A 12,937-nucleotide genomic window follows, 5' to 3' on the forward strand; every position below is an offset into this window, starting at 1 on the left:
TTAGGCCTATTTCACGAGTTCCCGGGCAGCTGCGAAGACCGCAGGCGAGGCTTTCAGCTGTTGCGCGACCAGCTGGCTGATCGCTTCGCCGGATGTCGGGTTGAGGGTGAGATCGCCAAGCTTCGTGGCATCGGCGAGAAAATCGGCGTCCACGACCATCGCGGAATAGGCCTTGCGCAGCGCGTCGACGGTCTCTTTCGGCACGCCGGGCGGGGCGACGAGCGGATGGTGGATGTGCAGCGCCGATTCGATGAGATCGGCCGCTTGACGTGCCGTCGGGTCGGCGATGGTTGCCGAAATGCTCGGCGTCGCGCCGGAACCGCCCTGCCCGAACGTGCCGATAATGTTGATCGCGGCGCGATCGCCCCTGAGCAGGGAGCTCGATACCCCGCACATGCCGGCGATCTCGCCGCGTTGCATGGCGAGTTCGATATCGGCGGTGCCGTCGAAACCGGTGACGATCTTGTATCTGGCCTTCATGCCATTCTTGGCCAGTGCGGCGAAGATGTAGGTCGTGCTGTTCTTGCCTGTCGCTCCGATCAGGAAATCCGACTGCAGGAACTTTTCCATCGTGTCGATGCCGGATTGCTTGCTGGTCAGGCAATAGGCTGGATCATCGACCAGCGAACCGATCCACTGCAAGGCAAGCGGGTCGAAATTCGCGTTTTCGGGATCAAGGATCGGGGCGTAGAACATCGCCTCGCTGATCGAGGCGATGACGCTGCCGTCGGCCGGTTCGCTGCCCACGAGCATCTTGGTGAGCTTGAGGCTGCCGCCGCCCGGCACATTCTGCACAATGATGTTGGGCTGCCCGGGCAGAAACCGGCCGAGATGGCGGGCAATCAGCCTCGAAGTCTGGTCATAGCCGCCACCCGCGCCATAACCGACCTTGATGGTGATTGTCTGGAATTCCACTGCCTGGGCCGGCGGGCAAGTGACCCATGAAAGGCTGGCAACGGCAAAAAGGGCGAGCAATCGCGCAAAAATCCAACGCATTATCCAATCCCCAAATGATACGGCACTATAGCTGCGGCAAAAACGATGAGAAGCGGCCTTTTCGTCCATAATGCTGCCCGCTCGACCGCCTCCGCCCGACGGAGGGTCGATTTGGCGCAAGGAGACGCATCGTGGACGCCTTGCGCAGAATGCTTGCGCCCGATGCCGCCTGTTCTTATATACGCGCCAAGCCGCCCAGCGCCGGAATGCCGGTAGCCGGGGCGGAATTTCTTGTGAACAGGGGCTTTCGTCGGAACGCCTTACGGGTCCTGAGAGCCTGCTTAGAGGAGAGACTAGAAAAATGGCAAAAGTAATCGGTATCGATCTCGGCACAACCAACTCCTGCATCGCCATCATGGATGGCAAGGAACCCAAGGTGATCGAGAATGCGGAAGGCGCGCGCACGACGCCTTCCATCGTCGCCATCTCGGGCGACGGCGAACGTCTCGTCGGCCAGCCGGCCAAGCGCCAGGCGGTCACCAATCCTGAAAACACCATCTTCGCGGTCAAGCGCCTGATCGGCCGCCGCTATGACGATCCGGTGACGGAGAAGGACAAGAAGCTTGTCCCCTACAAGATCGTCAAGGGCGACAATGGCGATGCCTGGGTCGAAGCCGGCGGCAAGAAGCAGTCGCCCTCGCAGATCTCGGCCATGATCCTGCAGAAGATGAAGGAAACGGCGGAAGCCTATCTCGGCGAGAAGGTCGAGAAGGCGGTCATCACCGTTCCGGCCTATTTCAACGACGCCCAGCGCCAGGCCACCAAGGACGCCGGCAAGATCGCCGGCCTGGAAGTGCTGCGCATCATCAACGAGCCGACGGCAGCGGCGCTCGCCTACGGCCTCGACAAGAAGGATGGCAAGACCATTGCCGTCTACGACCTTGGCGGCGGTACGTTCGACATTTCGGTGCTTGAGATCGGCGACGGCGTGTTCGAGGTGAAGTCGACCAATGGCGACACCTTCCTCGGCGGCGAGGATTTCGACATGCGCCTGGTCGAATATCTGGCGGCCGAGTTCAAGAAGGAACAGGGCATCGACCTGAAGAACGATAAGCTTGCCTTGCAGCGCCTCAAGGAGGCGGCTGAAAAGGCCAAGATCGAGCTGTCGTCGACGACGCAGACCGAGATCAACCTGCCCTTCATCACCGCCGACGCGACCGGGCCCAAGCACCTGACGCTGAAGCTGACCCGCGCCAAGTTCGAAAGCCTGGTCGAGGATCTCGTCCAGCGCACCATCGATCCCTGCAAGGCGGCGCTCAAGGATGCCGGCCTGAAGGCCGGCGAGATCGACGAGGTCGTCCTGGTCGGCGGCATGACCCGCATGCCCAAGATCCAGGAGATCGTGAAGCAGTTCTTCGGCAAGGAGCCCCACAAGGGCGTCAACCCGGATGAGGTCGTCGCACTCGGCGCCGCAATCCAGGCCGGCGTGCTGCAGGGCGACGTCAAGGACGTGCTTCTGCTCGACGTGACGCCTCTGTCGCTCGGCATCGAGACGCTGGGTGGCGTGTTCACGCGGCTGATCGAGCGCAACACGACGATCCCGACCAAGAAAAGCCAGGTGTTCTCGACGGCCGAGGATTCGCAGTCGGCCGTGACCATCCGGGTCTTCCAGGGTGAGCGCGAGATGGCCGCCGACAACAAGGCTCTCGGCCAGTTCGACCTGGTCGGCATCCCGCCGGCCCCGCGCGGCGTGCCGCAGATCGAGGTCACCTTCGACATCGACGCCAACGGCATCGTCAACGTCTCCGCCAAGGACAAGGGCACCGGCAAGGAGCACCAGATCCGCATCCAGGCATCGGGTGGTCTTTCGGACGCCGACATCGAGAAGATGGTCAAGGACGCCGAGGCCAATGCCGAGACCGACAAGAAGCGTCGCGCCGTGGTCGAGGCCCGCAACCAGGCCGAGGCGCTGGTGCATTCGTCCGAGAAGTCGCTGAAGGAATATGGCGACAAGGTTTCGGAAACCGAGCGCACGGCGATATCGGATGCGATCGCCGCGCTGAAGACCGCGGCCGAGGGCGACGACGCTGCCGATATCGAGGCCAAGTCGCAGACGCTTGCCGAAGCTTCGATGAAGCTTGGCCAGGCCATGTACGAGGCCTCGCAGAAGGAAGCGGCGGAAGCCGACGCCAAGGCGGACGCCGCCAAGGATAGCGACGTGGTGGACGCCGATTTCGAAGAAATCGACGAAGACGACGACAAGAAGAAGTCGGCCTGAACCGGTTGACGGCAAGATAAAGCTGAAAGCCCGGCGCAAAGCCGGGCTTTTTTGCAACCCTCGCTGAAAAAAGTGCGGGTCCTGCCGAAAAAGTCACCGAAAAACACAGACAAGTCCGCGCCGGCCCTAGCATCCGGGCAGCACCGCTCCTAAATCGAGACAACGTGCCGGCAAACGACGCGACATGCATCAAGACGTTGAGCATCCGGACTGCGGGAAAAGATGAAAGCTGATTTCTACGAAACGCTGGGCGTACAAAAGGGCGCGGACGACAGGGAGCTCAAGAGCGCTTTCCGCAAGCTCGCCATGCAGTTCCATCCCGATCGCAACCCCGGCGATCATTCCTGCGAGCACAAGTTCAAGGAAATCAACGAAGCCTACGAGACGCTGAAGGACCCGCAGAAGCGCGCGGCCTATGATCGTTTCGGTCACGCCGCCTTCGAGCAGGGCGGCATGAATGGTGGGGCGCAAGGCTTTGGCGCCGGCGGCTTCGCCGACATTTTCGAAGACATTTTCGGCGACATGATGGGCGGGCGCCAGCGCCGCTCTTCCGGCGGCCGCGAGCGCGGCGCCGATTTGCGCTACAATATGGAAATCACGCTGGAAGAGGCTTTCGCCGGCAAGACCGCGCAGATCCGCGTGCCGGCCTCGATCTCGTGCACGGAATGTTCCGGGACCGGCGCCAAGCCCGGTACCCAGCCGGTCACCTGCTCGATGTGCCATGGTCACGGCAAGGTCCGCGCCACGCAGGGTTTCTTTTCGATCGAGCGCACCTGCCCGCAATGCCAGGGCCGCGGCCAGACGATCAAGGACCCGTGCCCGAAATGCGCCGGCCAGGGCCGTGTCACCGAGGAACGCTCGCTGTCGGTCAACATTCCGGCCGGCATCGAGGACGGCACCCGCATCCGGCTTGCCAATGAGGGCGAAGCCGGCCTGCGCGGCGGCCCCTCGGGCGACCTCTATATTTTCCTGGCGGTGAAGCCGCACGAATTCTTCCAGCGCGACGGCGCCGACCTTTACTGCAAGGTGCCGATCTCGATGACGACGGCAGCGCTCGGCGGCTCCTTTGAGGTGACCACGCTGGACGGCAGCCAGACCAAGGTGAAAGTGACCGAGGGCACCCAGAACGGCCGCCAGTTCCGTCTCAAGGGCAAGGGCATGCCGGTGCTGCGCCAGCCCAATGTCGGCGACCTCTACATCCAGACTGCGGTCGAGACGCCGCAGAACCTGTCGCGGCGCCAGCGGGAGCTGCTGGAAGAGTTCGAACAGCTGTCGTCAAAGGAAAACTCGCCCCAGTCGAGCGGTTTCTTCGCCCGCATGAAGGACTTTTTCGAATCCTTCAGCGAGCGCTGAGTGCCTCGTATGCAGCCGGCGCGGGTGACCGCGCCCAGGCGCTTCCCGAACGTCATCAACATCTTATGCCAGATCGTGCCTTGCCTTGGACCTGTTAGCTGCTAAGTAGCGTGCAGGGGGTGGTTGAGGAGAACTTGCATGGCACGTGGTCCGGGATTGCGGAAAGCGCTGGCGGAAAAGTTCGACGACGAACTGAAATTCTTCAAAGGCTGGATCGACAAGCCGAAGACGGTCGGCTCGATCGTGCCGACAAGCTCCATCACCGCCCGCAAGATGGCTTCGATCGTCAATCCGAAGTCCGGCCTGCCGGTGCTTGAGGTCGGCCCGGGCACAGGCGTCATCACCCGCGCCATCCTCGCCCAGGGCGTGAAGCCCGAAAATCTCTATGCGGTGGAATACTCCACCGAGTTCGTGCGCCACCTGCGCCAGCTCTATCCCGGTGTCAACGTCATCGAGGGCGACGCCTTCAATCTCAATGCGACGCTCGGCGACAAGCGGGACATGGTGTTCGATTCCGTCGTCTCCGGCGTGCCGCTGCTCAACTTCCCTGTGGCACAGCGAATCGCCTATATCGAAAGCCTGCTCGACCGCATCCCGGTGGGGCGGCCGATCGTACAGCTGACCTACGGGCCGCTGTCGCCGATCCCGCCCGGCCGCGGCGACTACACGGTCAAGCATTTCGACTTCATCTTCCGCAACATCCCGCCGACGCAGCTGTGGATCTACCGCCGCGAGGCGCATTGATTTGAGTGATCCTTGGCTGTACCTGTCCCGGGACAAGGTTGGCCAATGGCAGTGATTCCGAAAATCCTCGTCTTTGCCGGCTCGCTGCGCAGCGGCGCCTTCAGCGGCAGGACCGCCGATGTGGCGCAGAAGGAGCTGGCCATGCAGGGCGCCGAGGTGACGCGCATCTCGCTGGCCGACTATACGCTGCCGATCCTGGACGAAGATCTCGAAAAGGAAAAAGGCGTCCCCGACAATGCCGTGAAGCTCGGCCGGCTGATCGCCGCCCATGACGGGCTGCTGATTGCGACGCCCGAATATAACGGCTCGATCCCGCCACTGCTCAAGAACACGATCGACTGGGTAAGCCGGGTGCGCACGGATAGTGGCCGCAATTTCAGGCCGTTTGCCGGCAAGGTCGCGGGCCTGTGCTCGTCTTCCAACGGACATTTCGCAGGGATACGCTGCATCAACCATCTGCGCGCCGTGCTGGTGCGCTGCCAGATGGAAGTGGTGACGCCGGAATGCTCGGTAGCCGATGGCGGCAGTGCCTTCGACGCCGACGGCAATTTCAGGGATGAGAGACTGAACAAATCGATGGAGCATCTATGCCGCACGCTGATCGAAACCTCGCATTTGCTGTCGACCCGGGCATGACCCACGCACCGACCATGCATGCCCAATCCATGCAGGAAAGGCTGATCGTCGGCCTCGATGTGCCGACGGTGAAGGAGGCCGAAGAGGCTGTGCGCGCACTCGACGGCGTCGTCTCCTTCTACAAGATCGGCTATCAGCTGGCCTTCGCCGGCGGGCTAGACTTTGCTCGGGAGCTGGCTAGCGGCGGCACCAAGATCTTTCTCGACATGAAGTTGCTCGACATCGACCACACGGTGGCCAAAGGTGTCGAGAACATCGTGCGCATGGGCATGACCATGCTCACCATCCATGCCTATCCCAAGGCGATGCGAGCCGCGGTGGAAGCCGCCAAGGGCAGCGATCTCTGCCTGCTGGCGGTCAGCGTGCTGACCTCGATGGACGAGCAGGACGTGATCGACGCCGGCTATGAATACGATCCGCACACGCTGGTGCTGAGGCGAGCCGAACAGGCGCTGCATGCCGGCATGGGCGGCGTCGTCTGCTCGGCCGAGGAGGCGGAAGCGGTGCGCCGCATCGTCGGCCCCGACCTGGCGGTGGTGACACCCGGCATCCGGCCCAAGGGCAGCGACCATGGCGACCAGAAGCGGGTGGTGACGCCCGGCCAGGCAATCCGCAACGGCTCCAGCCATCTTGTTGTGGGCCGCCCGATCGTCGCTGCAAGCGACAGGCGTGCAGCGGCGGAGGCCATACTGGAAGAGATGCGCGCCGCCTGACATTTTTCGAACCAGGAGAAGAACGATGCCAAAGGGATACTGGATCGCCCGCGTCGATGTGCGCGATGCTGAAGGCTACAAGGAGTATGTCGCGGCGTCGAAGCTCGCCTTCGAGCGCTTTGGCGCGAAATTCCTGGCGCGCGGCGGCGAACACGAAAAGGCTGAAGGCGCCGGCCGTGCCCGCAACGTCATCATCGAATTCGAATCGCTCAGCGTGGCACATGATTGCTACCACTCGCCGGAATACCAGCGCGCCGTCGCGATCCGTCAGAAAGTGGCCGACGGCGAGATAGTGCTGGTCGAGGGGGTCTAGCGCTTGAACCGGTTAGTGGCGGTCTCGGCCATCGCATCGGCCAGCGTCTTACCCCATTGCTGCCGGCAATAGGCACGGAAATCGAAGCAGGGCAGACCGGGGCAGACCTCGAACTCGATGAGGTGGACGTGATCGTCGGCCTCGACCCTGAAGTCGATGGAAAACACGTCGCGCAGGCCAAGCCCGCTCACCAGCCGCTCGGCGATACGGCGAATGGTTGCGGCAGCGCCCGGCTGGGTGTCGGCGACCGGTTCCAGCACCGGCTCGCTGTAGAGCCCGGCTGCCTTGGCGGCCTCGCCGGTGTCGCCGTAAAGCGCCATCGAGTCAGCCATGGTCTGGAAATCGCCGCCGGAATCGACGAAGGCGATGCCGAGTGCTTCCGCGCCGGTCTCCGGCTCGAGGCCGAGAAAACTGGCGCGGACATTGCGGCCGGCGACATAAGGCTGGACGACGACATCGTCGCGATAGGCAGCGTAGACACGCCGGCTAAGTTCCAGCGCGTGCTCCAGCTCGTGGCAGTGCGAATCCGGCCAGATGCCGACCTTGGAGCCGAGCCGGTTCGGCTTGACGAACCAGCCGGCTTGCGAAGCCGGCGGCTCGGCCAGCCAGCGGCCGTCGCGGGCGAGGCCGGCCTGCGGCACCGGCAGGCCGAGCGCGCCGAGCACGGCGCCGGAACGGAACTTGTCCTGGCAGAGCGCGAACAGCGCATCGTCGGCGCCGACGGTTTTGAGCCCGTTCAGACGGGCAAGCGCGGGCGCAGCGGCGCCGCGGAAATAGGCTATGCCGTCGGTCAGCGTCCAGACCAGCGCCGTTTTCGGATCGGCTTTCGCCAGCGCTGCTGCCGCATCGTCGAGTTCGACCGGCAGGAAGGCGAGGCTGCGCCGCTCGCAAGCTGCGGCAAGCTCATCGAATTCGGGCGCAAGGTCGGTCGACTGCGCCAGATAGGACGAAATTTCGAGCGCACGTTCGGCCGGAAACCCGTCGGCGACCAGCCGGTCGAAACAGGCCTTTTCCGGCTCATGGACGAGGATCAGGGTCGGCGTGTTTTGCGGCATCGGATGGTCGGCTCCCGGCGATAGAGGCTATTACCATCGCACGGCAGGCACCATCGGCTTGCGTGAAACCGACCGGGCCGGGCGGTTGCGTGACAACCGTCAACGAAGCACTGGCGCCTCTCAGGCGATCAGCACGCGTGGCTCGAAGCGGCCGTTGACGGGGATGTCGAGCAGGAAGGTCATGCCGGCCTGCGGGTCGAGCTTGCGCTGCTTGTCGTCCTTGCCCTTCCAGGCCGAGGTCACCGCCAACCGGTCGGCCTTGAAACCGACAAAGGCCGGGCAAGAGGACTGCGTCGCCGGCATCGGGATTTCGCGCAGCAGCGTGCCGTCCGGCGCATAAGCCTTGACCGCCTTGCCGCCCCAGACGGCGTTCCACAGCACGCCGTCGCGGTCGACGACCGAGCCGTCGACATAGCCCTTCGAGGAGCGATGGTCGACGAACACTTTCGACTCGCCGGCCGGTAGCCCGGTCGCCGGATCGCAGGCGACGCGCATCAAAAGGCCGGTCGCGGTGTCGGTGTAGTAGGCGATCGTCCCATCCTGCGAGAAACAAATCGAGTTCGACACGGTGATGCCGGTGTAAAGCGTACGCAGCTCGCCTTTGAAGAACCAATAGATCGAGCCGGCGCCCTTGCCCTCGTTTTTGGCCATGGTGCCGACCCAGAAGGCGCCGCAAGGGTGGACGCGCGAATCGTTGGAGCGCGTCAGCGCATTGTCGGCTTCGATCGGCGTGTGCAGCGTCAGCTTGCCGGTCGAGACATCACGGACATGCAGGCCGGTCTCGGTGGCGATCAGCTGGCGTTTGTCGTCGATAACGGCAAGCGCGCTGGCCATCTGGCCGAGGTCATGGACCTTCAGCGCCCCGGACGTGACGCCCTGCTCCAGCAACAGCCCGTTGACGATGTCGAACCAGAACAGCGTATCGGTGGCGGGATCGTAGCTCGGGCCCTCGCCCAACTCGCAGATATGATCCGAGAAGACCGAAACCTTGTCCATCATGCCCCTCCGCCGAACGCCGCATCCCAGGCCGTCACCGCCGCCCGGGCGCGCGTGGCCACCTCGTCGACGCTCATGCCCGGCTTAAACAGGCTGGAGCCGAGGCCGAAAGCGGTCACCCCAGCCGACTTGTAGCCGGCAAAGTCTTTCTCCGAAACGCCACCAACGGCGCCGACCACCGTATCGGCCGGCAGCACGGCGCGCATCGCCGAGATTCCGCCGGCGCCGAGCACGCTTGCCGGGAAGAATTTCAGCGCCGAGGCGCCAAGCCGGATGGCCAGAAACGCTTCGGTGGGGGTGAACACACCGGGCATCGTCACCATGCCATGGTGCATGGCGCGGGCCATGACCTCGGCATCGATGTTAGGGCTGACCAGCAGCCTGCCGCCGGCCTTGGCCAAAGCGTCGACATCGGCTGAAGTCAGCACCGTGCCGGCGCCGACCAGCGCCGTTCTGGGCAATGCCGCGACAATACTGGCGATCGACATAAACGGCTCCGGCGAATTGAGCGGCACTTCGATGGCCTCGATGCCGGCATCAAACAGCGCCTGGCCGATGGCGACAGCCTCGCCGGGCTTCAGCCCGCGCAGAATGGCGACGAGACCCCGCTTGAGCTTCGGGAAAGGTGCGGTCTGGCTCACGCGCTCACTCCATTTCTGGCAATCATGCCATTTTCCCGCGCCGCCTCGATCAGGCCGGCTCGGACCGCCTCGTCGGCGTCGACCGTCCGTATGGCAAGTCCGGCAAGGTCGAGCGCCTGCCTGTAGAGCGCCGCCAGCGAACCCGAGGCGACCAGCACGATTGCGGTGGCGCTTTCGCCATAACGGCGACCCGCTGAAGCGATCTCGCCGCCGATCAGCAGGCCGGACAGGCACGCGGCGGCGTCATCTGCCTTGAGGTCCTGCAGCAGGCCGGCGGCGCGGATCGAGAACAGCCGCGAGGTGACATCGCCGCCCTCGGCCAGCGCCTTGCGGCACCAGTCCTGGAAGAATGGATTGTCCGAGGTCACTGGCTTCGGGGTCTCGCCCAGCGAATGGCGCAGGATCGAGTGAGTGGCCAGCACCGAGAACAGTTCGCCGGTCGGCCAGGTGCAGAAGCCATCGACCGCCCCGTCCTCGACCAGAACCCATTTCGAATGGGTGCCGGGCATGCAGACGAGATGGCGCCCATTAGCCGGCAAACCGGCGCCGGCAAGCTGGGTTTCCTCGCCGCGCATCACATCCGGCGCATCTTCCAGGCGCTGCGCCAGGCCAGGCACGATGCGGATGTCCCGGCTCTGGCCGGGGATGCGTGCTGCGCCCGCGAGGATCGCGCCGATCGGCGCCGGCACGGTGACGTAGGGCGCCTCCAGCCAGCCCTGGCGCGAGCCGGCCATGCCGCAGATGATGACCGGCAGTGTGTCAGGTGCGCCAAGCGCCGCCAGATGACCTTCGAGGACGGTCGAAAAGCCCTTCTGTTGCGCGGTGATCAGGCCGTCATCGCCGCGACGTTCGGCAAGCACCCCACCCGCCTCGTCGATCAGCCAGACCCGCATGCGGGTCGTGCCCCAGTCGACGGCGGCGACGGCCGGGGCTTTGCCCGCTGCTGCCTGGCTTGTCGGGCTCACAGGAAACCTCCGTCGACGATCAGCATTTGCGCCGTCAGCATGCGCGAGGCGTCGGAAGCCAGGAACAGCACGGTGCCGACAATATCGTCGGGCTGCATGACCTGCTTGATGCATTGCTTGGCGACATGGGCGGCGAGCCCCTGTTCGGTGACCCAGAGTTCTTTCTGGCGTTCGGTGATCACCCAGCCCGGCGCAATCGCGTTGACGCGGATGCCGTCGACGCCGAGCTTGCCGGCGAGGCCTTTGGTGAGACCGAGGATGCCGGCCTTGGCGGCGGTGTAGGCCGGCATGTCAGGATGGTTGATGAGATAGGAGGTCGAGGTGAAGTTGATGATGGAGCCTCCGCCGGCCCGCTTCATGCCCGGCGCCACCGCCTGCGCGGTGAAAAAATGCGGGCGCAGATTGACGGCGAGATTGTTGTCCCAGAATTCGACGGTGACTTCAGCGACATCGTGGCGCTCGTCCCACGCCGCATTGTTGACCAGCACGGTGACGTCGCCATGCACTTCTGCCGCCCGGGCAGCAGAGGCGCGCAACGCCTCGACATCGCGCAAATCGGTCTTGAGGTAGAGCGGCCGCCGGCCAAGTTCCTTTTCGACGCGGTCGGTAAGCAGCGTGCTTGGGCCATCGGCGATGTCGATGAAGGCGACATTGGCGCCCTGGCGAACAAAACCCTCGGTCAGCGCCGCACCAATTCCGGAACCGCCGCCGGTGATCAGCACCGAGGCGTCCCTGAGGTCGGCAAAATCCGCCGATGGCATCATATTTTCTTACTCCGATCCGGTCGGCGCGCATCCTAGCCAGCCAAGTCCGGGGAGCAAGGGCGAAACCGGCGATTTGTTCGCCTTATGTCAGACAAAAAGACGCAAGCCGATGGGCAAAACCCGCTCGGCGCACGGCAGACCGGAGATCAGATGGCCTTGGCGTAGAGGGCGCCGCGATAGGAATCGCGGAGATAGCCGAGCGTGGCGTCGGCATCGACCGGCTTGCCGAACAGATAGCCCTGGCCGCCGGCGCAGCCGAACTGGACGAGGCGGTCGGCCTGCGCCTCCTCCTCAATGCCTTCGGCCACGACATCCATGCCGAGCCCTTCGCACATGGCGAGAATAGCGCGGATGATGTGTTCCGACGGACGGTCGTCGAGGATCGAGGAGACGAAGGCGCGGTCGATCTTGAGCTTATCGAAGTGGAATTCGCGCAAGCGGCCGAGAGAGGACTGGCCGGTGCCGAAATCGTCGAGCGAGACGCGGATGCCGACGCGGCGCAGGTCCTCGACAATCTTCTCGGCCGAGGCCGGATCGTTCATCAGGCCGGTTTCGGTGATCTCGATCTCGAGCCGGCGCGGATCGAAGCCGGTTCGGTCGAGGATCGACAATATGTGCAGGCCGGTGTTCTGGTCGACGAGCTGCGAGGGCGACAGGTTGAAGGACAGGAACAGGTCCTTCGGCCAGCTGCGCGCCGCTTCGGTCGCCTTGCGCAGCACCAGTTGCGACAGCGGACCAATGATGCCGCGCTCCTCGGCGATGGGGATGAACACGGTCGGCGGGACGACGCCGAGGTCACGATCGGTCCAGCGCGCCAGCGTCTCGAAGCCGATGGTGCGGCGGGTGTTGAGATCGACGATGGGCTGGAAATGCGGTTCCACCTCGCCGGCCGAGACGGCGCGGCGCAGCGCCTGTTCGATGCGGGTGACGCGCTTGGCCGCCTCCTCCATCTCTCTGGTATAGACGACGACGCGGCCACGGCCCGAGCGCTTGGCATGGTAGAGCGCCGTTTCGGCCTTGTTGACGAGGATTTCGGTGGTTTCGTCGCCGGAATAGAACAGCGAGCAGCCGACCGAGGCCGAAAGCCTGGCGGTGCGTTCGCCGACATCGTAAGGCGCCGACAGGATTTCGATCATCATGCGCGACTTCTCTGCCGCGGCTTCCTCCGAGAACACCATCGGATAGAGGAAGGCGAATTCGTCGGCGCCGATGCGGCAGACGGTGGAATGGCTGTCCATCGAGGCGCGCAGCCGCATCGCCACCTGGATCAATATGTCGTCGCCGGCCTTGTGGCCGAACAGGTCGTTGATCGGCTTGAAACCGTCGAGGTCGAGAATGCCGACGGTGAAGGGCGCGGGATCGTCGGCGCGGTCGCTGATCAGGCGGTCGACCTTGTCGAAGAAGCGGCGATGGTTACCAAGCCCGGTCAGCGTGTCGGTGAACGCCAGATCCGTGTTTTCCCTGCTTGCCTGCCCGGTGCCAAACGTCGTTTGCATCGGTATCCCTGTTTTTGACGTCCGAAATTTACGCTGAGACTGGCAGC

13 protein-coding genes are annotated in these 12,937 nt (G+C 64.0%); 6 read left to right on the plus strand and 7 right to left on the minus strand.

Annotation, left to right across the window (positions count from 1 at the left end):
* Window positions 1-6 precede the first annotated feature (6 nt).
* Window positions 7-996, minus strand: coding sequence for a Bug family tripartite tricarboxylate transporter substrate binding protein (locus tag AC1DXM_RS06140; RefSeq protein WP_477232242.1), 990 nt, complete (start codon window positions 994-996; stop codon window positions 7-9).
* Between the two features lie 301 nt (window positions 997-1,297).
* On the opposite strand from AC1DXM_RS06140, the gene dnaK reads away from it, so the two are divergent.
* The 6 genes from dnaK (at window position 1,298) to AC1DXM_RS06170 (ending at window position 6,973) form a co-directional block, all read left to right on the plus strand.
* Window positions 1,298-3,214 carry a molecular chaperone DnaK gene (gene dnaK, locus AC1DXM_RS06145; protein WP_477232243.1) on the plus strand — a complete coding sequence of 639 codons (1,917 nt, stop codon included), beginning with the start codon at window positions 1,298-1,300 and terminating at the stop codon, window positions 3,212-3,214.
* 222 nt (window positions 3,215-3,436) lie between these two features.
* The gene (gene dnaJ, locus AC1DXM_RS06150; protein ID WP_477232244.1) at window positions 3,437-4,567 is read left to right on the plus strand and encodes a molecular chaperone DnaJ; all 1,131 of its coding nucleotides are present in this window, start codon (window positions 3,437-3,439) and stop codon (window positions 4,565-4,567) included.
* Window positions 4,568-4,705: 138 nt separating this feature from the next.
* Window positions 4,706-5,311: a phospholipid N-methyltransferase PmtA gene (pmtA, locus tag AC1DXM_RS06155; protein ID WP_477232245.1), complete on the plus strand. Its 606-nt coding sequence runs from the start codon at window positions 4,706-4,708 to the stop codon at window positions 5,309-5,311.
* Between the two features lie 45 nt (window positions 5,312-5,356).
* Window positions 5,357-5,947, plus strand: coding sequence for an NADPH-dependent FMN reductase (locus AC1DXM_RS06160; RefSeq protein WP_477232246.1), 591 nt, complete (start codon window positions 5,357-5,359; stop codon window positions 5,945-5,947).
* Complete coding sequence (gene pyrF, locus AC1DXM_RS06165) at window positions 5,944-6,660, plus strand: orotidine-5'-phosphate decarboxylase (protein WP_477232247.1); 717 nt, start codon at window positions 5,944-5,946, stop codon at window positions 6,658-6,660. The genes AC1DXM_RS06160 and pyrF overlap by 4 nt, the downstream gene beginning before the upstream one ends.
* Before the next feature lie 25 nt (window positions 6,661-6,685).
* Window positions 6,686-6,973, plus strand: a complete 288-nt coding sequence (locus AC1DXM_RS06170; protein WP_477232248.1) for a DUF1330 domain-containing protein — start codon at window positions 6,686-6,688, stop codon at window positions 6,971-6,973.
* On the opposite strand, the gene AC1DXM_RS06175 is transcribed toward AC1DXM_RS06170, so the two are convergent.
* The 6 genes from AC1DXM_RS06175 to AC1DXM_RS06200 form a co-directional block, all read right to left on the minus strand.
* Complete coding sequence (locus AC1DXM_RS06175; protein ID WP_477232249.1) at window positions 6,970-8,028, minus strand: D-alanine--D-alanine ligase family protein; 1,059 nt, start codon at window positions 8,026-8,028, stop codon at window positions 6,970-6,972. The two genes, AC1DXM_RS06170 and AC1DXM_RS06175, sit on opposite strands and share 4 nt — an antisense overlap.
* Window positions 8,029-8,148: 120 nt before the next feature.
* A complete protein-coding gene (locus tag AC1DXM_RS06180) occupies window positions 8,149-9,024 on the minus strand; it encodes an SMP-30/gluconolactonase/LRE family protein (protein ID WP_477232250.1) in 876 nt (291 codons plus the stop codon).
* Window positions 9,024-9,665, minus strand: coding sequence for a 2-dehydro-3-deoxy-6-phosphogalactonate aldolase (locus tag AC1DXM_RS06185; RefSeq protein WP_477232251.1), 642 nt, complete (start codon window positions 9,663-9,665; stop codon window positions 9,024-9,026). Before AC1DXM_RS06185 ends, AC1DXM_RS06180 begins: the two co-directional genes overlap by 1 nt.
* On the minus strand, window positions 9,662-10,630 hold the full coding sequence (locus AC1DXM_RS06190) for a 2-dehydro-3-deoxygalactonokinase (protein ID WP_477232252.1): 969 nt from the start codon (window positions 10,628-10,630) through the stop codon (window positions 9,662-9,664). The genes AC1DXM_RS06185 and AC1DXM_RS06190 overlap by 4 nt, the downstream gene beginning before the upstream one ends.
* A complete protein-coding gene (locus tag AC1DXM_RS06195; RefSeq protein WP_477232253.1) occupies window positions 10,627-11,394 on the minus strand; it encodes an SDR family NAD(P)-dependent oxidoreductase in 768 nt (255 codons plus the stop codon). The genes AC1DXM_RS06190 and AC1DXM_RS06195 overlap by 4 nt, the downstream gene beginning before the upstream one ends.
* Window positions 11,395-11,540: 146 nt before the next feature.
* A complete protein-coding gene (locus AC1DXM_RS06200; protein WP_181059875.1) occupies window positions 11,541-12,890 on the minus strand; it encodes a putative bifunctional diguanylate cyclase/phosphodiesterase in 1,350 nt (449 codons plus the stop codon).
* Window positions 12,891-12,937 lie beyond the last annotated feature (47 nt).

This window comes from Mesorhizobium sp. P3_A2, assembly GCF_056403115.1.

Coding starts and splice junctions, on each gene's coding strand:
- AC1DXM_RS06140 (WP_477232242.1), bottom strand. CDS start 996: ATGCGTTGGATTTTTGCGCGATTGCTCGCCCTTTTTGCCGTTGCCAGC.
- dnaK (WP_477232243.1), top strand. CDS start 1,298: ATGGCAAAAGTAATCGGTATCGATCTCGGCACAACCAACTCCTGCATC.
- dnaJ (WP_477232244.1), top strand. CDS start 3,437: ATGAAAGCTGATTTCTACGAAACGCTGGGCGTACAAAAGGGCGCGGAC.
- pmtA (WP_477232245.1), top strand. CDS start 4,706: ATGGCACGTGGTCCGGGATTGCGGAAAGCGCTGGCGGAAAAGTTCGAC.
- AC1DXM_RS06160 (WP_477232246.1), top strand. CDS start 5,357: ATGGCAGTGATTCCGAAAATCCTCGTCTTTGCCGGCTCGCTGCGCAGC.
- pyrF (WP_477232247.1), top strand. CDS start 5,944: ATGACCCACGCACCGACCATGCATGCCCAATCCATGCAGGAAAGGCTG.
- AC1DXM_RS06170 (WP_477232248.1), top strand. CDS start 6,686: ATGCCAAAGGGATACTGGATCGCCCGCGTCGATGTGCGCGATGCTGAA.
- AC1DXM_RS06175 (WP_477232249.1), bottom strand. CDS start 8,028: ATGCCGCAAAACACGCCGACCCTGATCCTCGTCCATGAGCCGGAAAAG.
- AC1DXM_RS06180 (WP_477232250.1), bottom strand. CDS start 9,024: ATGGACAAGGTTTCGGTCTTCTCGGATCATATCTGCGAGTTGGGCGAG.
- AC1DXM_RS06195 (WP_477232253.1), bottom strand. CDS start 11,394: ATGATGCCATCGGCGGATTTTGCCGACCTCAGGGACGCCTCGGTGCTG.
- AC1DXM_RS06200 (WP_181059875.1), bottom strand. CDS start 12,890: ATGCAAACGACGTTTGGCACCGGGCAGGCAAGCAGGGAAAACACGGAT.